Source organism: Embleya sp. NPDC056575 (assembly GCF_042793325.1).
Lineage (GTDB): Bacteria > Actinomycetota > Actinomycetes > Streptomycetales > Streptomycetaceae > Embleya.
Genome location: NZ_JBHTVA010000058.1, coordinates 58,221 through 76,795, shown reverse-complemented (window position 1 = coordinate 76,795; position 18,575 = coordinate 58,221). Strand labels below are relative to the sequence as shown.

The following is an 18,575-nucleotide window of genomic DNA, read 5'->3' as shown; positions in this document are numbered from 1 at the left end:
GGGGTTGCCGGGCGCTGGGCGCGGGGCTCCCCCCGCCCCCCCCCCCGGGGCCCCCGCGGCCGGCCCCCGCGGGGGCCCGGGACGGCGAGCCGCCGACCAGCGTCGCCATCCGAGCGTGCGCATCGCCTCGGCGTCCTCCGCTTCCGACACACCGCGAGCGTTTCGCGGATCGCCGTATCCTTCGGGCTCGCGGCGTGTGGGCGCCCGAGTACCGGCGACCGGCGGCGACGAACCCGCACCGCGTCACCGGGACGGCCCGGATCGGACGGACTTCCGAGCCCGTGTGACGCGCGGCGCGCCGACGAAAGGGAGAAAGGCCACCAGAGCCCGACGTTCGGCATTCCCACCCCCGTCCACCACCGGCCCCAGGTGCGAACTCCACTCGTGCTACTGGTAGTTTCCGGCGACCATTCTCAGCGAGGGGGATACGTGCGCGGCGTACGTCCATGCCTGACAGCCGTCCTGGCGGCGGTGTTCGCGACTGCGGGGTGCGGCGCGAACGACTCCGCCGGCGTCCCATGGGCCGAGGACGACGCCAGAGCCCCCATTCCCCGAACGGCGCCCCCGTCCACGTCGGCTCCGAAGGCATCCAAAGGCCCCATCGGCGAGGCCGGCAACGGTCCCTCTCCCGGGACCACGGCGGTGTCGGACCGGTTCGACTCCACGCGCGACGCGGACGCCGACATCCGTACCGCCCTCGCGACCGCCGCACAGAGCGATCGCGCTGTGCTGATCGACTTCGGTGCCAACTGGTGTCCGGACTGTCGGGTCCTGCACCACCTGTTTCGATCCCCACAGGTGGCACCGCTCCTGGCGAGGAACTACGTCGTCGTCCGCGTCGACGTCGGCGAGTTCGACCACAACCTCGATGTCGCCGCCCGCTACGTCGACCTCACGACAAGCGGAATCCCCGCGTTGGCCGTACTCGCGCCCGACGGCAGCGTACGCACCGCCACCAACGACGGGTCGTTGGCCAACGCCCGCGATCTCGACCCGGGACAGGTCGCCGAATTCCTGACCCGCTGGGCGCCGGGCGACGCGGGGCGGAAGTGAGAACCCACCCGCGCCGGCGGCGGTCCGCCCCGGCGTGGTCATGCTCATGGGCGTGGGTGGCGGCGACGGTCGTGGCGTTGGGCGGATGCGGATCGACGCGGGAAACGGCCTCCACCCCTGCCCCGCCCACGGCGAGTGTCACCGCGAGCGGGGTCACCGTCACCGCCGCGCTTCGGTTGCCACACGACGGCCGACGCGAACTCGAGGTGACGTTCACCCCCCAACCGGGCTTCCACATCTACGGCGTCGATCTCCCGGAGGGAGGCGTCGACGGTCTGGGCATCCCCACCCGTATCGGAGTCCGCGGCGACCTCGCCGCCGACGGCACGCCCGCGACCGGGAGTTCGACGCGGCTCCTGAGGCTGACGGGTCTCGCCACCGAACTTCCGGTCTACCCGGACGGTCCGGTCACGTTCACCCTGCCGGTGCGCCGAACGGGCGGCCGGCGTGCCGAGGCGGTCGTCACCTACGGCGCGTGCAGCGCAAACGCGTGCCTGAAGCCGGAGGTGGACAAGGCGATCCCACTCGACCTCCGCTGACGTGAACCGCCGTGCGAGAGGGCGGCGTTCCCGAGCCGAGGGCGACCAGGCGCGGCTGTCCGCCTCACCCGGTCCCCCGATACCGATCTCGACGGCTACGTGTAGGGATTGTCGGCCCTGTTGCCCCCGTACAGGGTGGGGTTTTCGCCTCCACCGTTCTTCGCGTAGACCACCGCTCTCACCGAACGGATCTTCCACCCCATGTTCGCGTGCAGGCCATACCAGCCCTTGTAGCCGTCCTTGCAGGTCCAACCCTTCGGAAGCCAGTGAACCGGGCCGCCCCACGCGTGCCCGTCGAACCCCTCCACCTGCAGTTGGATACCGACGGTGTGACTGTTGCACGCCGTGTCCCGCACCGACATGCTCACGTTCGTGACCTGGGTGCTGCCCCATGTCACCGTCGCGCTCCCGCACCCCTTCGGGCCGCATGCGTCACTGCGGCCCGTCTTCGCGGCCGCCTGGGCGACCTCATCTCCCGAAGCCGCCTCGGCCGTGCCCGCCATGCTCGCGCCCAACGACAGCAGGGCAGTCGCCGTCACCACCGCAGGCACCCGCCACCGTCCGTGTCGTACCGTCTTCACTCGTCTCACCCCGTTCTCGCGGATTTCCTTACGAGACCGAAGCTATGGCCGCACATCGATCCGAAGCGTCAACCGCAGGGTCAAGTTCGTCCTGCGGTGCCGGGTTGATCCGAGTCGCCGCGCCTACCGCCGATGGGGGAGGCACCGACGCGCGTCGTGGTGTGCCGGCCGGCCGGCGGGCGGGCGGTTCGGTGCGTGGGCGGCGCCGTGCACGCAGCCGCCTCCGTCCGCCTACACCCGCGATCCACGACCCCCGGCACGAGCCCGGGCCGACCGCGCCCCGCGGTGCTTTCGGGGCGCGGCCGTCGCTCGGCTCAGGCGGTGGTGGGGGCGTTCCAGTCGACCAGCTGCACGATGACTCCGTTGGGGTCGCGGACCTGGAAGGCGCGCTCGCCCCACTCCTCGTCGGTCAGCGGCATCGTGATCGTGACGCCTTCGGCGCGCAGGCGCGCCAGTTCGCCTTCGAGGTCCTCGACGACGAAGGCGAGGATCAATCCCGTGGCGTGCACGTCGCGCTGGTCGGCCGGGAGGCTTTCCAGCCCCCGGCGCAGGAAGATGACGTTCATCCCGGCGTCGTCGCGGGTCAGGGACGCGAAGCCGTCGGCGGCCATCTCCTCGCGGAATCCGAAGTGCTCGACGAGGAAGCCGGCGGACGCCGGGACGTCGTCCACGTTGAGCGATACGGCACTGGACGTGACCTTCATGAAAGATGCCTCCGAGAACACGACGAGCAACTTCTCTGTACGACGTACAATGTACAGCGTACAGAGTTGAAAAGCGAGAGGACGACCATGTCGACGGAACGAACCGGCTCGGGCGACCCCGCCCACACCCTGCGCCTGCTGTGGCGCGACGCCTCCTCCGACCGTCGCCGAGGGCCACGACGGGGACTGAGCGTCGACGCGGTGGTCGAGTCGGCCACGACCATCGCCGACGCCGAGGGTCTGGAGGCGCTGACCATGCGCCGAGTGGCCAAGGACCTCGGCGTGGTGCCGATGACCCTGTACACCTACGTCCCCGGCAAGGCCGAGCTCCTCGACCTCATGCTCGACGCCGCCTACACCCGCATGCCCCGCTCCGACACCACCGGACAACCCTGGCGCCGGCGCGTCACCGCCATCGCGGACGAGAACATCGCCCTGTTCGACCGCCACCCGTGGGCCGTGACCGTCTCCACGATCCGACCTCCCCTGGGGCCGGGGCAGATGGCGAAGTACGAGCACGAACTATCCGGACTCGACGGCCTCGGCCTGGACGACGTCGAGATGGACGACTGCCTGACCCACCTGCTGACCTTCGTGCAGGCGTGCGCCCGAGCCGACGCCGCCGCCCGCGCCGCCCGAAACGACAGCGCCATGAACGACCGACAGTGGTGGGAGCTGAACGCCCCCCTGCTGGCCCGGGTGCTCGACGAGAAGGCCTATCCCACGGCCGTCCGCGTCGGCGCGGCCGCGGGCGCCGCACACGGAAGTGCCCACGACCCGGCCCACGCCTACTCCTTCGGCCTGCGGCGTGTCCTCGACGCCTTCGCCGTCCTGATCGACCGACACAGGGACGACGGGGCGCCGACCGCGACACCCGACGGGGCAACGCCCGGCTGAGCAGGATCCGACACACCGCGAACCGACACGGCGCGAACCGACGCACCGGAAACGGTCCGGCGAGGTCGTGCACACCGCGTGGCGCCGCCGGCCGTGATCACGGCTGCGCGGCGACCAGTTCCCGAGCCTCCTCGACCGTCTCCACCGCCGGCGGCGAACCCATCAGCGGCTTGCGGGCCGTCTCGGTCATCGTGAGCGCGGCGGCCAGGCCGACGGCCGCCGCGAGCATCATGTAGAAGGCCGGCATGTAGTCGTTGCCCGTCCCGTCGACCAGCGCCTCGGCCACGAACGGAGTGGTGCCACCGAACAGCGAGACCGAGATGTTGAACGAGACGGACAGCGCCCCGGAGCGGATCTCGGTCGGGAACAGGGCGGGCAACGCGGCCGACATGGTGGCCAGGAAGCAGACCAGGACCAGGCCCAGGATCAGCAGGCCGATGAAGATCGGCACCAGGTCGCCCTGCTTGATCAGCACGAAGCACGGGATCGGCAGCACCATGAAGCCCACGCACCCGGTGATGATCACCGGCTTGCGGCCGATCCGGTCGGTCAGCCCGCCCAGCGGGTGGATCACCGCGAGCAGCACGATCATCACCACGACGATCTGCAGCAGACCGTGCGTCTCGTTGTAGCCGAGGGTGTCGGAGAGGTACGTCGGCATGTACGACAGCAGCATGTAGTCGTTGATGTTGTACGCCGCGACCAGCGCGATGCAGATGACCATCGCGCGCCGTTGGCCGAGGAAGATCCGCTTGAACTCGCGCACCGTCTCGTTCCCGTGCTCGTCCTTCCCCGTTTCCGCCTCGGTCGCCGTCGACCGCTCCATCACCTTCGCGAACGCCGGCGACTCCTCCAGCCGCAGCCGCAGATACAGCCCGATCACCCCGATCGGGCCCGCCACCAGGAACGGGATGCGCCACCCCCACGTACGCATCTCGTGATCGCTGAGCACCGCCGTCAGCAGCGTGACCAGGCTCGCCGCCAGGATGTAGCCGATCAGCGTGCCGAACTCCAGGAAACTGCCGTAGAACCCGCGCCGCTTGTCCGGCGCGTACTCGGCGATGAACGTACTCGCGCCGCCGTACTCGCCGCCGGCCGAGAATCCCTGGAGCATCCGGAACAGGACCAGCAGGATCGGCGCGACGAAGCCGATCGTGCCGTAGTCGGGGATCAGCCCGATGCACAACGTGCCGCTCGCCATCATCAGCATCGTGATCGCGAGCACCTTCTTGCGCCCGATCCGATCGCCGAGCGGCCCGAAGAAGAAGCCGCCGAGCGGCCGGACCAGGAAGGCCGCGGCGAAGGTCGCGAACGAGGACAACGTCTGCGCGGCGTCGTTCCCCGAGGGGAAGAACACCTTCCCGATCGTGACCGCCATGTAGGCGTAGATGCCGAAGTCGTACCACTCCATGGCATTGCCGAGCATGGTCGCCTTGACCGCGGTGTCCACGGTCTTGGCGTCGACGACCGTGATGTCTTCCTCGCGCACCTGTCTCCCTCGTCCCGGAACCACCCCCGCGCTCCAGGTTGGGGCAGGTGGCCATGCGAAACGGGGCACGACACAGACTTCTCCGCAAAAAGCACCAAACTGCCCGAAAATCGGGTAAATCTGCGCCAGCGGACCTAGAGCGGACCGGGTCTCCGCACGCGGTGTGCCCGGGACCGCCGTTCCAGGACGCACGGATCACGTCACCGAGGACACGAGTTGCCGGTGTCGACGACATGGCTCCGGTGATGAAGCAGCCACCACGGGCTGCCTGTTCGGCGCCCCTGCGGGCAACGTGTCGATCAGGGCCCCGGGGCGACTACGAGCGCGGAATGGGCTGGAGGCGCGCTTCGATCCGGTCGGCTATCCACGAAACGGTCGGATGGGCGTATCCCACGGCCCGAATGAAGGCGTCGGCTTCCTTCGAATCCGTCCACACGATGCGGTGGCCGTTGATCGTGCACAACACGGTTCCGGCCGTCAGGGCTGTGCGTTCGTTGGCGCTCTCGAAGACCGCCGCCTGGGTGATGTAGCTCATCAGGGCCGCGGCTCGTTGCGGCAACGTCGGATGCAGAGGCCGTTTGAAGCCTCTGCCGTACACCGCCGCTTGGAGAGAACTCAGCAGGCGTGGATCCCGTTCGCGGCCGGTTCCTCCGACGGAGGCGTTGACTCGGCGCAGGTGGTCGTCCGAAAGCGCGTACACCGGTTACAGGCCCGCATCCTCGAAAAGGGGGAGAAGTTCGTCCAGGGCGCCTTCCAGGGCCTGCTCGAACTCGCGCTGGGAGGCGTAGTCGAGAGGGGGGACAGGAATGCTGTCGGTCCAGTCGACTTCGGCAGCCGGACCGGGCTCCGGGTACGCACTAGTCATGCGCCCATGGTGGCACGCCGAAGCCTGCCGTGTGCAGGGGAGCGCCGAATGCGGCGTGCGAAGTGAACAACCCCTGCCCCCTGCCTCGGACACGTCGCCGACCGGATCGCATCCGACGGATGGAGCCTGTGTCCGCCCGTTCGGCGGGTTGCGTGCCACGCACTCAGCCGAGCAAGGGTGCGGCCGTGAGGCTCGGCGCGGTCGCGGCGTGCGGCCGGGGGGTCAGCCGCGCCCGGTGTAGGCGGGCGCGAAGAAGACCAGAACGGTCAGGTCCTCGGTGACGTCGTGGAAACGGTGTTCCTCGCCCTTGGGTACGAAAAGCGAGACCCCGGGGGTGACTTCGACGGTGGTGTCACCGGAGGTGAACCGTCCTGTGCCGGCCACCACCGTGTAGATCTCGTCCTCGGCGTGCGGCACCTGGTCGTCGGGTTGTCCGGCGGGGATCGAGTACGTCCCGAAGCTCAGTGCCGGGACGCGCAAGTGCTCGACGTAGTCGGCGGAACCGTCCGGGGCCGGCGCGAAGATGCCGGATTCGATAACCCTCATGGCGGCGATCATGCCAGAGCCGCCGCGCTGCGGCCCGGGAACGTCAGGCATCGCGCCCCGCGCGCCTCCCGCCGCGATCAAATCCAAGTCTCCCGTGGTCTCGGCCGGCGGGTGTTGCGCTTCGGTTGCCGTGGATTGTCCGTCCCTTGTCCGATCCGGCCCATGTGATGTCGACGCCGGATCCTCCCGCCGGTCGGCGACGAAGGCAAGAGGCGGACAGGGACGATCGGTTCCCCTCACGTGACCGCCCGTACACGCACGCCCGAACCGATCCGCGCGGACACTCCGGGTGGACGAGGTGCGGGGAGGTACGGCCGTCTCGGTGATCGTCGACGAGAACGGGCCTCGCGATGTGTCCCACGATCGCGGGCGTGACCGACGGGGTGCCACGCCGGTCGCGGCGACGAATCCGCCCGATGGACGCATCACGGTTCCTCGGCAGGCGGCGCTGCCGACGACAGCCCGGAAGACGCGGTGCAAAGTCACGAACCCCGCAATCGTTTCGGCGTGACGGAATGGGATTACGACTTCGGCTGTCGGGCGGCAGGGCCCAGGGTGCGGCCGTCGATGATCTCGATGTGGGTGATGGTCGTTGCCGTGGCGTCGAGCCACAGCCACATCACGACGTCCGTGTCACGTTCCAACTCGGCGACGGAGAAGCACGGCGAACCCCGCGGAGCGGTCAGCAGGCACGTCGGCGAGCACGTGCACCGTCCGAAGTACCGCAGGCCACCCACCACGCCGGCCAGTGCGGGATCGCCGTCGGCGCGCAACAACTCGACGATTTCGGCGACGAGTTCCGGAAATGCGTGCACCAACATGGGGTACTCGGCCGCCGTCATGGCAGAACCGTACAGGCGGTGCATGGTCTCGCTTCGAGACCGAAGCCGATCTCGGGATCCACGGTGCGGTGTGGACGCGGAAGGAGGACGAAGTCGCCGTTCGCCGAGCGCTGTTGCCCGCCGGTGCCTGGCGGGACTCCTGTGTCCGGTCGGATGGGTGTGCGACGATCACGGCGTGGCCGTACCTGTCCCTCCACCGTCCGATGCACCGCGCTCGCTCGTGCGTGCCGCGTCGGCGATGTCCGTCCTGGCGGCGCTGCTGGATCGTTCACTGGACCGGATGGCGGACGCTGCGGCGGATGTCCGCCGGTTCGATCGGGAAGCCATTCGCGAGGCGGCGGATGTGTGGGACAACAACCTGTTTCCACTGTTCTGGGCCGCGAGCACGTCCAACGCCGGTCGACGCGAGCGGCGGGCGACGGCCGTACTGGAATGGATGGCCGGCTTCGGCGAGCGGCGGCGCGCATGGATGACCGAGCAGGCCGCGATCGCCGGGTACGACATCGAACCGCTCCTACCACCGGCCGGGCCGCACACGCCGGGCCGGGACTATCGCGGACACGTCATGGCACCGCAACACCGGCTCACGCGCCCAAACGTCGACGAACTGTCCCCCGACTACGATCTGGCAACGGCGTCGGTCCGCCACCTGCGGGTGGAGCGTGCCGGTACTCGCCTGACCGCCCACGTCCGACTCGTCGCCGACCGCAGGTTCGCCGTCGACGAGGCCGCGCCGCCCGCCCTGCTGGACGTGTGGCTGGACGACGTCACCGACATCGCCTTCGGCCTTGCCGACACGCGGGGAGTGATCCTGGACATCGGAGTGCGAGAGGTCGGGATCTCCCTGGGCCCCGGCGGTCGGTTCCGCGCCGCCGGTGGCGAGTATCGCCTGGACGACCACTCATGGCACCTGTCGACCAGCGGCCGACGCGCCGACGCCGACACCCCTGCCCGAACCAGCCGATCGGGTCCACCGCTTCGGCCGCCGGGGACAGACCTGGATCCCGACGCGCACGCCGCCGCCGCGCTTTTGCACCACGCCATGCTGGAACTGCGTTCCGTACGCTACGCCGCCCATGCGGACGACGTCCACGTGACGAAGTTGTGCGAAGCCTTCTCGGGAGCGGGCGAAGCGATCCTGACCGCCGGGTCGCAACGCGGCGCCCGCCGCCGCGAGGCGGCCTTCCGGGATGTGATCCGAGCCTGGGGCGACCGAGGCGACCCGGACATCACCCGCTGGATCGCCACCGTCCTCAGGGCACGCGCGGGGCGCACGGACATCGTCGACACCCCCCGCCCCGCACAACGAACAACTCCCGACCTCCACGACGGCTCGCCCGTGTCGCATACGCCGTCGCAGGCGGTTCTCGTCATGGCCGCCTGGACGGCGACACACACCGACTACGGGACAGAGCGTCCGGCCGTTGCGCAGCTCCACCTCGCTCTGCCGCCCCGCGGCGACGACACCTCGTCGGCCCCCTGGCGACTGCGCACCGTCGACTGCGCCGATCCGGACACCTTCCGGCTTTGCACCGACGCGTTCCAGGGACCCGGCAGGCTCGTCCGCGTGGGCAAGCCCACCGTCGCCCGCGGTCTCGACCTGCACCAGGGTGCCCTGCACGTCACGACCGGAGCCGGCCGGAGCGCGCCGGTGAGCTGACCCTCTTCCGAGCCGTCGACGAGAGTCGTCTACCTGGCGAGGCAGGGCGACGCTTGTCCGGTTTCCCGTGAGTGTCGACCCAGAGCGTCGCGGCGCGAAGGTGGAGGGCGGCGAGACCGCACTGCTCAACCGGGAACACCCCCCGGCTACGGCGTGGCGGGCAGTGGCTCGTGCATGGTCGAGCAGTGGATGCCGCCGCCTCCGGCCATCAGGCGGTCGACGTCGATCTGGACCACTTCGCGGCCGGGGAATGCCGCGGCCAGTGCTTCCTTCGCGGTGGCGTCCTTGGCGTGGTCGCCGAACTCGGCGGTAATGACGCCGCCGTTGACGACGTGGAAGTTGAGGTAGGAGTCGACGAACGAGGAGCTGCGCGAGCGCACGGTGTCGGGACCGTGTACGGGGACGACTTGGAGGCGGCGCCCGCGGGCGTCGGTGGCGGCGGACAGGATCGCGAACTGTTCGCGGGCGTCCCGCGCCCACGCGTCGTTGCGGTCGGGTGGTGGCAACTGGACCATGATGACGCCGGGCCGGACGAACCGGGAGGTGACGTCGACGTGGTCGTCCGTGATGTCCTTGCCCTTGATCCCCGGGAGCCAGATCATCTTCTCCGCGCCGTACGCGTCCAGCACGGCGGACTCGATCTCGTCGCGGTGCATGGCGCGGTTGCGGTTCTTGTTGACCAGGCTGCTCTCGGTGGCCATGACGGTGCCGTCGCCGTCGGTCTCCACCGCGCCGCCCTCGCCGACGAAGGCGGCGTGGGAGTACCGCAGTCCCTGGCGCGCGGCGAGGCGTTCGGCGACGAAGGCGTCGTCGTCGTGGACTTGTTTGTCGCCCCAGCCGTTGAAGTTGAGCACCACCGCGTCCAGGCCGCCGTGTCGGTCGTGGCGGAACACCGGAGCGATGTCGCGCATCCACAGGTCATCCGTGGGGATGTCCGTGGTCACCTCCACGCCGGAGCCGCACCGCGAGCGTGCCCGCTTCGCCGTGTAGTCGTCCGGGGCGCACATGACCACCGGCTCGAACTCGGCGATCGTCCGGGCGATCAGTGCGATGTCGTCCTGGACCTTGCCCAGCCGCAGGCCCCACACTCCTCGGCGCCACGGCCACGACATCCACGTTCGCGCGTGCGGCGCCTCGTCGGCCGGCACCCGGGCGTCGGTGGAACGGTCACCGCTGCTGTGGGTCACGAGGGTCTCCAAGTCGTGCGAGGCGATGCGGGCGCGCCCGAGAACGGGTGCCGTACCCGGTGGCTCCCCGCCGCACACGTACGCGCAACCGGTCGGCCCGGAACGGGCTCCGGCCCGTGTCATCGCAGTTTACCTGACTGAAAATTCAGTCAAAATTCAGTCACTACATCGATGTGCGCTCACGGGCGGCGGCACCGCGATGCTCAGAGCCGCGTGGTCGCTCCCTCGGCGGCGGCGAGTTCACGTTCGTGCGCGAGGTCGAGGTTGCGGCACAGCGCCCAGTACGCGACGGCCGCCACCGGCAGGCCCACGAACATCGAGTAGTCGACGTTGCCTAGCGCGCGAGCCGCAGGGCCGGTGAAGGGTTCGGTCACGAAGAACGGCGCCATCGCGGCGAGAGCCACCAGGTAGGCGGTGATGCCCCGGCCGCCCCAGAGCCCGTAGATGCCGTCGCGCTTGAAGATCTCGGCGATGACGTACGTTCCGCGCCGCACGAAGAAGAAGTCCACCAGGTTGATGGCCGTCCACGGGGTGAACAGGTAGGCGAGGAAGACCAGGGCGTTGCCGTAGAACTCGTTGAACCGGTCGGCGCCGACGGCCTGGGCGATCACGAAGACCGCCACCGCCATGGCCGCGATGGCGGCCACCCGCAGCCTGCGGGTCGCGGCGACCGGTCGAAACGAGTCCATGATCGAGATGATGCCGAGGGATCCGCCGTACTGGTTGATCGCCATGATGGCGAGCAGTCCGAGGAAGAGCAGCAGCACGATCGCCCATCCCAGCCCGGGCGCGAGCGAGTCGCCGACGGCCTTGAACGCCGTGACCGGGTCGCTCTGTTCGGGCTCGACGGCGGCGACGGCCGAACCGAGGACGAACACCCAGACCGCCGAGACGGCGCTCGGCAGGTAGGTCCACCAAAAGGTGGCGCGGACCCCGACGTTCGCGGGAAGGTAGCGCGAATAGTCGGAGACGTAGGGTGCCCAGCCGAGTTGGAACCCGGCCACGATGACGAACACCGTCATGACCCGTGCAAGTGCGAAGTCCCCGGGGCGCCATGCCTGTGCCGTGGACCCGGGATGCGCGAGCACCGCGACGGCGAGCAGGACCAGTACCGCGACGAGGGGCCAGGTCAGCAGGCGTTCGACGCGATGGATCCAGCGGTAGCCGTACAGTGCGAGCACGGCGGCGACGGCGGCCGATCCGAGGTATCCGACGGTGTCCGGGACCGAGAAGAGCGTGTTCGTCGCGGCCCCGGACAGCAGGGCGTCCGAGGTGTTGTACGCGAGGTAGTTGACCAGCGCGAACACCCATACGGTCAGCGCCGCCCCGAGGTAGCCGAACTGCGGCCTGGACTGAACGAGTTGGGGCAGCCCCAGGTGCGGCCCCTGCGCCGAGTGGAACGCCATGAAGAACGTGCCGAACGCCGAGCCGACGACGGTGGCCACCAGCGTCCAGAACAGGCCGGCGCCGACGGCGAGGGTGGCCACGCCGGTGGCCAGTCCGGTCAGGTTGACGTTGGTGACGAACCAGATCGCGCCCAGCGTGGAGACCTTGCCGTGGCGTTCGTTGCCGGGAACCCAGTCGATGGATCGCTGCTCGATCCCCGACGCCCGGACCGGTTCGACGGGTGGGGCTTCCTGGGGCTGCGCGGTTTCGGTCATGGCCGAACTCCCAAGGGACGCGGGGACGAAGAGGGTGTGGGGGAATCGCGCCGGGTCGTGCGTCCGACGCCTGTGACAGCGGTGTGCCGAACCTCGGAGGTGCCGGCGCTGCTCACCGACGGCGAGTCGGGCGCAAACGCCGGGGGATACCGCGCGGCGGCCGGCCGACCCTCGGATCCCGAATTCCCCGTGGTGGATGGGCAGCGCCGCGTCATGCCGTCGTGTCGTCGCTCCGCAGCGCGCGCCGTGCGGCGCCGATGGCGTGTGGGTCCCAGCCCGGTCGAGGTACGGAGTCCATGAGCAGTCGGGTGTAGGCGTGGTTCGGCAGGGCCAGTACGTCGGCGGTGCGGCCGGATTCGACGATCCGGCCGCGGCGCATGACGATGACGTCGTCGGTGACGCATCGGACCACGCCGAGGTCGTGGGTGATGAACAGGTAGCCGATGCGGGTCTCGTCGCGGATCTCGGCGAGAAGGTTGAGGATCTGCGCCTGTACGGACACGTCGAGCGCTGCGACGGCCTCGTCGAGGACGAGGATGGCCGGCTCGACCGCGAGGGCCCGGGCGATGGCGACGCGTTGCCGCTGCCCGCCGGACAGTTCGCGGGGAAGCGCGTCGGCGGCGCGGGTGCCCAGGCCCACCTGGTCGAGGAGTTCGCGGATCCGTGGTGCCGGATCGGTGCCGGGCCGGTGCAGTTCGAGCGTCTCGCGGAGCACGGCCTCGGCGCTGGTGCGCGGGTCGAGCGAGAGGTAGGGGTCCTGGAAGACCATTTGGATCTGGCGGGCGCGGGCGAGGCGTTCGGCGCGGCCTCGGGGTTGCGTCGTGCGGTCCTGTCCGCGGACGCGCACGTGCCCGGCGTCGGCGCGGTCCAGCCCCACGACGATGCGGGCGGTCGTGGTCTTCCCGGAGCCGGACTCGCCGACGATGCCGAGCGAGCCGCCGTCCGCGAGGGTGAAGGTGACGTCGTCGACGGCTCGTACGTCACCGAACGTCCGGCACAGTCCGCGGACTTCGAGGAGGGGGTCAGGCATTGCCGGGCGTCCCTTCGAGACGGTCGCTGTGGTGGCAGCCGGCGGTGTGTGCGGGTTCGCCGCGCGCGGGCGTGCTTCGGGGGGCCTCGGTGGTGCACAGGTCGGTGGCGTGGGCGCAGCGTGGTGCGAAGGGGCAGCCGGCCAGTTCCCGGCGTAGGTCCGGGGGTTGGCCGTCGATGGCGGCGAGTCGGCCCTGTGGGGCGTCCAGGCTCGGGGTGGAGTCCAGTAGGGCCTTGGTGTAGGGGTGGCGGGGTCGGGCGAATACCGATGCGGCGGGCCCGGTTTCGGCGATGCGGCCCGCGTACATGACGTAGACGCGGTCGCTGATGGCTGCCGCGAGGCCCAGGTCGTGGGTGACGAACAGCAGTCCGGTGCCGAAGCGGGCGCGCAGGTCGCCGAGGAGGGCGACGACTTCGGCCTGCGTGGTCACATCCAGTGCGGTGGTCGGTTCGTCGGCCAGCAGCAGGGTCGGGTCGCCCATGAGGGCGGCGGCGATCATCACTCGTTGGAGCATGCCGCCGGAGAGTTGGCCGGGGTATCGGCGCAGCACGTCGGTGGTCAGTCCGACGGCTTCGAGGAGTTCGCCGGCGCGGGCTTCCGCGGCGGCCGAAGACATGATCTTGTTGAGCCGTACGCTCTCGGTGAGGAAGTCGCCGATGCGGCGCAGCGGGTTGATGGCGGTGCGTGGGTCCTGGAAGATCATGGCCGCGGTCCGGGTGCGCAGATGGCGCAGTTGTCGGGCGTTCATGGTCAGGACGTCGTCGCCTGCCACGTGCACGGTGCCCTCGGTGGTGGTGCCGGCGGGCAGGAGGCGCAGGACGGTGCGCGAGGTGAGTGTCTTGCCGGAGCCGGATTCGCCGACCAGGGCCACGGTCTCGCCGGTGCCGACGGTCAGGTCGACGCCGTCCAGGACCGGTCGGGCGGTGCGCGGCAGGCGCATGCGAAGGCCGCGGATGTCCAGCGCGGCGTGGGAATCCTCATGGGCCGCGGACGGCGCCTTGCCCGCCGGGTCGTGCTTCGTGATGTTCATCGGTTCCTTCCGGCGACCTTGTCGGCCCAGCGTTCGCCGACCACGTTGAACGCGACGACGGTCAGGATGATCACCAGGCAGGGGATGATCGCGGACAGCGGGTAGCCGCTCTGGATCGCGGATTTGCCGTCGAAGACCATGCGTCCCCAGTCCGGGGTGAGGGCGGGTACGCCCAGGCCGAGGAAGGACAGGCCGGCCAGGTCGATGAGGGCGTAGCCGAAGTTGACGGTGCATTGGGCCAGGACGACGGGGGCGATGTTGGGGACCACGTGCCGCAGGCAGACGTCGGTGGCCGAGTGGCCCTGGACGCGATATGCGGCCACGTACGGGCGTTCGCGTTCGGCGAGGACGAGGGAGCGGGCCAGCCGGGCGACATAGGGCAGGTACGCGACCGACAGCGCGACCACCGGGGCGAGCAGGCCCTCTCCGTATACCGACGTGAACAGGATGGCGAGGAGCAGTCCCGGGAAGGCCAGCGTCAGTTCGGTGGTGCGGGACAGGAGCGAGTCCAGCCACCCGCCGCGCCACCCGGCGACGACGCCGACGGCTCCGCCCGCGATGGTGGAGAACACCACGACCCCGAGCGGGCCGAGCAGCGAGGTGCGGGCGCCCTCCACGAGGCGGGAGAGGGTGTCGCGTCCGGCCGCGTCGACGCCGAGCGGATGGTCGCCGGACGGTGCCGCGAGGGCGTTGCCCAGTTCCACCGTGTTGGGGTCGTGCGGGGCGATCCACGGCGCGATCAGGGCGACCGCCACGACGAGGCCGACGAAGGCGGCGCTCACCAGGTACAGGGGGCTGTGGCCGGTGGCGCGGATCCGCGCGAGTCCGGGGCGGCGTACGAGGGTCGTGCTCATGCGGTGGCCCTCGTTCCCAGGGTGATGCGCGGGTCGACGACGGGCAGCAGGAGATCGATGATCAGGTTCACGGTCATGAACAGCCCGACGATGATGAGGGAGATGGCTTGCACGACGGGGAAGTCTTTGGTCGTGGACGAGAGTTCGAGGAGTTGTCCGACGCCGCCGACGCTGAACGCGGTCTCGACGAGGACGGTGCACACCAGCAGGCTGGAGACGATGAGCCCGCCGGTGGTCAGCACCGCGCCGAGGGCGTTGCGGAAGACGTGACGGCTGACGACGTGCCGTTCCGGGATGCCGCGGCTTCGGGCGACCGCGACGTGTTCGGAGCCCAGTTGCTCGAGCATGGCGCTGCGGGTCACCCGGGCGAGCATCCCGACCAGGTACAGCGCGAGCGCGACGGCGGGCAACGTCAGGTGCCACAGCATGGCGCCGAATCCGTCGCCGCTGCCGCTCCCGCCGGAGGGGAACCAGCCGAGTTCGACCGCGAGGAAGCCCTGGAGCAGGATCGCCGCGACGAACGCCGGGGTGCCGATCGCGAACGTGGTGCCGACGAGGATCGCCGAGTCGGTCGCGCCGCCGCGCACGGCACCGACCCAGCCGAGGGCGAGCCCGAGCACCACGACGAGGACCAGGGCCATGCCGACCAGCAGCAGGGTGGTGGGCAGGCGCGAGGACAGCAGGTGGGACACGTCGGTGCGGTACTCGATCGAACGGCCGAAGTCGCCGTGCAGGATGTTCCCGAGCCAGCGCGCGTACTGCTCGATGAACGGGTCGTTCAGGTGGTATTGCCTGTCGATCGCCGCGAGGGCGGCCGGGGACGCCGACCGCCCTCCCAGCAGGAAACTCGCCGGATTGCCCGGCGCGAGGTACATCGCGCCGAAGACCACGAACGAAGCGCCGAGCAAGGTGGCGGCCATTTCCAGCAGCCGCCGGACGGCGAATCTCACGAAGTTCACCCCGCGGCCCCCACATCCGCCGCCCACGGGTAGTACATGTACGCGATGGTTGTCGGCGCGCCGGTGATCTTCTTGTTCAAGAAGACCGTGGACGGCCACTCGGCGATGGGCAGCCACAGCACCTCGTCCGCGGCCTTCTGCTGGAGTTTCGCCTCCAGCGCGAAGCGCTGCGCCGGGTCGTAGGTGTCGGTGATCTTCGCGACGAGCGCGTCGAACTCGGGGTCGCCGTAGCCGGCGTGGTTCTGGTAGCCGCCGGTGCGGAAGTTGCGCAAGAGGTCGACCGGGTCGGTGACGGACAGGTAGTACGTCTCCGGAAACATGTCGATGCCCTCGCGGGCCTTGGGGTCGGTGAACAGCGCCGAGAACGCGTCCGGGGCGATGGTCTTCAACTCGACCTTGAGGCCGATCCTGGTGCCGGCGTCCTGGATCGCGGTGGCGACGAGGGAGACGTCCTGGCCGATCGGGCTGGTGGCGACGGTGACCGTCTTGCCCTTGGCGCCGGCCTCCTCGACGAGCTTCTTCGCCTGCTCGATGTCCTGCGTGCTCGACGGCAGGCGGTCGAACGCGGCGGACTTCGCGTCGTCCGGGGCACCGGCCCAGGCGGCGCGCGGGGTGAGGGAGGCGGTGGGCGTCCCGTTGCCCGCGAGCGCGGTCTTGACGATCCCGGGCCGGTCCAGGGCCATTGACAGGGCCCTGCGTACCCGGACGTCGGAGAGGGTGCCCTTCATGCTGGTGACGTTGACGTTGAGAGTGCTCAGGCCCTCACCGAAGTACAGGGTGCCCGCGCCGCTGGTACGCAGCCGCTCGTAGCTCTCGCTCGGTATGAGGAAGCCGCCGTCGACCTCGCCGCCGAGCATCGCGTTGGTGCGCGCCGACGCGTCGGTGAGGAACTTGAACTCGACGTGCTTGGCCTTGGCCTTGCCGCCCCAGTAGTCGTCGAAGCGTTCGAGTCGGAGGGATTGGCCCTTGGCCCAGTCGCCGAGTTTGTACGGGCCGGTGCAGTCGAGGCCGCCGGTGGTGCCGTAGTCCTTGCCGGCGGCCTCGACGCCCTTCCTGCTCGCCACGACGCCGGCCGCGGTGGCCATCAGTTGGGGGAAGAGGGAGTCGGCCCGCTTGAGTTTGACGCTCACCTGGAGCGGTCCGGTCGCGGTGACGGTGTCGACGTTCTCGAACGACTCGGCCCACGCGGCGCCCAGGTCGGGGTTCATCTGGCGGCCGAGACTGTAGACGACGTCGTCGGCGGTCATCACCGACCCGTCGTGGAACTTCACGCCGGGCCGCAGGTCGTAGACCCACGTGGTGGGATCGGGATTGGCCGCCTTCTCGGCCAGGCCCGGTGCCAGGGTCAGCTGCGGCGTCCAGCGCATCAGACTCTCGCAGACGTTGGACAGCACCGTGTTCTGCGGGTAGTCGAACGCGGTGATGTAGTCCAGGGAGAGCGGTTCGGCGTACAGCGCCCAGCGGAACGAGTCGATGTTCCCCTTGGCCGGCGGGGTACCGGGGGAGAGCCGGTAGTTCGCGGCCTGTCGGGCCGGGTCGTGCTTGGGCGGTCCGGAGCAGGCCGCGACCATGGCGAAGGCGGCCACGGCGGCGACCGCGGGCGGTGCGGCCCGTCGCGCTCGTCCGAGGGGGGTGGGCCCGGGTCTCGTCATCGGAGGTTCCCTTCGGTGGTCGTCGGGTGCGCTGCGGGGATCTGCTGGGTGATGCAGTGGACGCCGCCGCCGCCGAACGCCACGGTGCGGGTCGGGACGCCGACGACCTTGCGGTCGGGGAAGGCGGACTGGACGATCGCGAGCGCGCCCGCGTCCTCGGGGTGGTCGGCGATCGGCACGATCACGCCGCCGTTGGCGATGTAGAAGTTGAGGTAGCAGACCTCGATGTCGCTGCCGCCCCACGCGACGAACGCCGTCTGGGGGACGTCGACGATCTCGAACGGGCGTCCCTGCGCGTCGGTGGAGGCCTCCAGTACCGCGCGGTTGGCGCGCATGCGCGCGTAGTCGGGATGTGCCGGGTCGGCGGGCAGTTGCACGATGACCTTGCCGGGGGCGGTGAACGCGCAGACGCCGTCGACGTGTCCGTCGGTCTCGGTGTCCAGAAACCCGCCGTAGGGCAGCCAGATGATCTTGGTGACGCCCAGGCGTGCCTCGAGCTCGGCCTCGATCTCGGCGCGCGTCATCCCCGGGTTGCGGTTGGGGTGCAGCAGGCACTGCTCGGTGGTGATGAGTGTGCCCTCGCCGTCGACGGTGATGGCGCCGCCTTCGAGGATCATCCGGGAGTCGATCCGCGGGTCGCCGAGCGCGTCGATCAGGGCCGCGGCGATCCTGTCGTCGGCGTCCCACGGATGGTGCTTGCCGCCCCACGCGTTGAAGCGGAAGTCGACGCCCGCCCGCGAGCCGGCTTCGTCGAGCACGAAGATCGGGCCGGAGTCGCGGAACCACGAGTCGTCGATGGGCAGTTCGATGATCCGGATGCCGTCGCCGCACAGTGCGCGGGCGTCCTCGGCGGCACCGGGGACGGTGACCATGGTGACGGGCTCGAACTCGGCGATGGCGCGGGCGACGGCGGCGTACTCGTGCTTGGCGTGGTCGAACATCTCGCCCCACAGGTCGGGCCGGGTGGGCCAGGCCATGAGGCAGCCGTCGTGAGGGGTCCACTCGGCCGGCATTCGGTACGTCATG

19 protein-coding genes are annotated in these 18,575 nt (G+C 70.0%); 4 read left to right on the top strand and 15 right to left on the bottom strand.

Annotation, left to right across the window (positions count from 1 at the left end; translation table 11 throughout):
• Nucleotides 1-642 precede the first annotated feature (642 nt).
• Nucleotides 643-1,053, top strand: a complete 411-nt coding sequence (locus ACFRCG_RS35535; RefSeq protein WP_380039234.1) for a thioredoxin family protein — start codon at nt 643-645, stop codon at nt 1,051-1,053.
• 56 nt (nt 1,054-1,109) lie between these two features.
• Nucleotides 1,110-1,592, top strand: coding sequence for a hypothetical protein (locus ACFRCG_RS35530; RefSeq protein WP_380039231.1), 483 nt, complete (start codon nt 1,110-1,112; stop codon nt 1,590-1,592).
• 95 nt (nt 1,593-1,687) lie between these two features.
• Here ACFRCG_RS35530 and ACFRCG_RS35525 read toward each other — a convergent pair whose 3' ends face one another.
• Nucleotides 1,688-2,143, bottom strand: a complete 456-nt coding sequence (locus tag ACFRCG_RS35525) for a hypothetical protein (protein ID WP_380039228.1) — start codon at nt 2,141-2,143, stop codon at nt 1,688-1,690.
• A gap of 344 nt (nt 2,144-2,487) precedes the next feature.
• A complete protein-coding gene (locus tag ACFRCG_RS35520; RefSeq protein ID WP_380005781.1) occupies nt 2,488-2,877 on the bottom strand; it encodes a VOC family protein in 390 nt (129 codons plus the stop codon).
• An 87-nt stretch (nt 2,878-2,964) separates the two neighbouring features.
• On the opposite strand from ACFRCG_RS35520, the gene ACFRCG_RS35515 reads away from it, so the two are divergent.
• Nucleotides 2,965-3,774: a TetR/AcrR family transcriptional regulator gene (locus ACFRCG_RS35515; protein WP_380039225.1), complete on the top strand. Its 810-nt coding sequence runs from the start codon at nt 2,965-2,967 to the stop codon at nt 3,772-3,774.
• Nucleotides 3,775-3,871: 97 nt separating this feature from the next.
• Here ACFRCG_RS35515 and proP read toward each other — a convergent pair whose 3' ends face one another.
• The 5 genes from proP to ACFRCG_RS35490 form a co-directional block, all read right to left on the bottom strand.
• Nucleotides 3,872-5,287, bottom strand: coding sequence for a glycine betaine/L-proline transporter ProP (gene proP, locus ACFRCG_RS35510; protein WP_380039223.1), 1,416 nt, complete (start codon nt 5,285-5,287; stop codon nt 3,872-3,874).
• A 292-nt stretch (nt 5,288-5,579) separates the two neighbouring features.
• A complete protein-coding gene (locus tag ACFRCG_RS35505; RefSeq protein WP_380039220.1) occupies nt 5,580-5,798 on the bottom strand; it encodes a hypothetical protein in 219 nt (72 codons plus the stop codon).
• Nucleotides 5,799-5,966: 168 nt separating this feature from the next.
• Nucleotides 5,967-6,128 carry a hypothetical protein gene (locus ACFRCG_RS35500; protein WP_380005773.1) on the bottom strand — a complete coding sequence of 54 codons (162 nt, stop codon included), beginning with the start codon at nt 6,126-6,128 and terminating at the stop codon, nt 5,967-5,969.
• A gap of 222 nt (nt 6,129-6,350) precedes the next feature.
• Nucleotides 6,351-6,674 carry a cupin domain-containing protein gene (locus tag ACFRCG_RS35495; RefSeq protein ID WP_380039218.1) on the bottom strand — a complete coding sequence of 108 codons (324 nt, stop codon included), beginning with the start codon at nt 6,672-6,674 and terminating at the stop codon, nt 6,351-6,353.
• A 521-nt stretch (nt 6,675-7,195) separates the two neighbouring features.
• On the bottom strand, nt 7,196-7,516 hold the full coding sequence (locus tag ACFRCG_RS35490; protein WP_380039216.1) for a hypothetical protein: 321 nt from the start codon (nt 7,514-7,516) through the stop codon (nt 7,196-7,198).
• Nucleotides 7,517-7,691: 175 nt separating this feature from the next.
• On the opposite strand from ACFRCG_RS35490, the gene ACFRCG_RS35485 reads away from it, so the two are divergent.
• On the top strand, nt 7,692-9,176 hold the full coding sequence (locus ACFRCG_RS35485; protein WP_380039214.1) for a hypothetical protein: 1,485 nt from the start codon (nt 7,692-7,694) through the stop codon (nt 9,174-9,176).
• A 146-nt stretch (nt 9,177-9,322) separates the two neighbouring features.
• Here the strand turns inward: ACFRCG_RS35485 and ACFRCG_RS35480 are convergent, their stop codons facing one another.
• The 8 genes from ACFRCG_RS35480 to ACFRCG_RS35445 form a co-directional block, all read right to left on the bottom strand.
• A complete protein-coding gene (locus ACFRCG_RS35480; protein WP_380039212.1) occupies nt 9,323-10,363 on the bottom strand; it encodes an agmatine/peptidylarginine deiminase in 1,041 nt (346 codons plus the stop codon).
• A gap of 203 nt (nt 10,364-10,566) precedes the next feature.
• Nucleotides 10,567-12,024 carry a purine-cytosine permease family protein gene (locus tag ACFRCG_RS35475; RefSeq protein WP_380039210.1) on the bottom strand — a complete coding sequence of 486 codons (1,458 nt, stop codon included), beginning with the start codon at nt 12,022-12,024 and terminating at the stop codon, nt 10,567-10,569.
• A gap of 211 nt (nt 12,025-12,235) precedes the next feature.
• Nucleotides 12,236-13,054, bottom strand: a complete 819-nt coding sequence (locus ACFRCG_RS35470; RefSeq protein WP_380039207.1) for an ABC transporter ATP-binding protein — start codon at nt 13,052-13,054, stop codon at nt 12,236-12,238.
• The gene (locus ACFRCG_RS35465) at nt 13,047-14,084 is read right to left on the bottom strand and encodes an ABC transporter ATP-binding protein (RefSeq protein ID WP_380039204.1); all 1,038 of its coding nucleotides are present in this window, start codon (nt 14,082-14,084) and stop codon (nt 13,047-13,049) included. Before ACFRCG_RS35465 ends, ACFRCG_RS35470 begins: the two co-directional genes overlap by 8 nt.
• Nucleotides 14,081-14,938 carry an ABC transporter permease gene (locus ACFRCG_RS35460; protein ID WP_380039202.1) on the bottom strand — a complete coding sequence of 286 codons (858 nt, stop codon included), beginning with the start codon at nt 14,936-14,938 and terminating at the stop codon, nt 14,081-14,083. The genes ACFRCG_RS35465 and ACFRCG_RS35460 overlap by 4 nt, the downstream gene beginning before the upstream one ends.
• Nucleotides 14,935-15,897, bottom strand: coding sequence for an ABC transporter permease (locus ACFRCG_RS35455; protein ID WP_380039199.1), 963 nt, complete (start codon nt 15,895-15,897; stop codon nt 14,935-14,937). The genes ACFRCG_RS35460 and ACFRCG_RS35455 overlap by 4 nt, the downstream gene beginning before the upstream one ends.
• Nucleotides 15,894-17,549 (bottom strand): ABC transporter substrate-binding protein, encoded by a 1,656-nt coding sequence (locus tag ACFRCG_RS35450; protein WP_380039197.1) that lies wholly within the window; start codon nt 17,547-17,549, stop codon nt 15,894-15,896. Before ACFRCG_RS35450 ends, ACFRCG_RS35455 begins: the two co-directional genes overlap by 4 nt.
• Entirely contained in the window at nt 17,546-18,574 is a 1,029-nt protein-coding gene (locus ACFRCG_RS35445; protein WP_380039195.1) for an agmatine/peptidylarginine deiminase, read from the bottom strand. Before ACFRCG_RS35445 ends, ACFRCG_RS35450 begins: the two co-directional genes overlap by 4 nt.
• Nucleotide 18,575 lies beyond the last annotated feature (1 nt).

Coding starts and splice junctions, on each gene's coding strand:
- ACFRCG_RS35520 (WP_380005781.1), bottom strand. CDS start 2,877: ATGAAGGTCACGTCCAGTGCCGTATCGCTCAACGTGGACGACGTCCCG.
- ACFRCG_RS35515 (WP_380039225.1), top strand. CDS start 2,965: ATGTCGACGGAACGAACCGGCTCGGGCGACCCCGCCCACACCCTGCGC.
- ACFRCG_RS35505 (WP_380039220.1), bottom strand. CDS start 5,798: ATGAGCTACATCACCCAGGCGGCGGTCTTCGAGAGCGCCAACGAACGC.
- ACFRCG_RS35500 (WP_380005773.1), bottom strand. CDS start 6,128: ATGACTAGTGCGTACCCGGAGCCCGGTCCGGCTGCCGAAGTCGACTGG.
- ACFRCG_RS35495 (WP_380039218.1), bottom strand. CDS start 6,674: ATGAGGGTTATCGAATCCGGCATCTTCGCGCCGGCCCCGGACGGTTCC.
- ACFRCG_RS35490 (WP_380039216.1), bottom strand. CDS start 7,516: ATGACGGCGGCCGAGTACCCCATGTTGGTGCACGCATTTCCGGAACTC.
- ACFRCG_RS35475 (WP_380039210.1), bottom strand. CDS start 12,024: ATGACCGAAACCGCGCAGCCCCAGGAAGCCCCACCCGTCGAACCGGTC.
- ACFRCG_RS35470 (WP_380039207.1), bottom strand. CDS start 13,054: ATGCCTGACCCCCTCCTCGAAGTCCGCGGACTGTGCCGGACGTTCGGT.
- ACFRCG_RS35465 (WP_380039204.1), bottom strand. CDS start 14,084: ATGAACATCACGAAGCACGACCCGGCGGGCAAGGCGCCGTCCGCGGCC.
- ACFRCG_RS35460 (WP_380039202.1), bottom strand. CDS start 14,938: ATGAGCACGACCCTCGTACGCCGCCCCGGACTCGCGCGGATCCGCGCC.
- ACFRCG_RS35450 (WP_380039197.1), bottom strand. CDS start 17,549: ATGACGAGACCCGGGCCCACCCCCCTCGGACGAGCGCGACGGGCCGCA.
- ACFRCG_RS35445 (WP_380039195.1), bottom strand. CDS start 18,574: ATGACGTACCGAATGCCGGCCGAGTGGACCCCTCACGACGGCTGCCTC.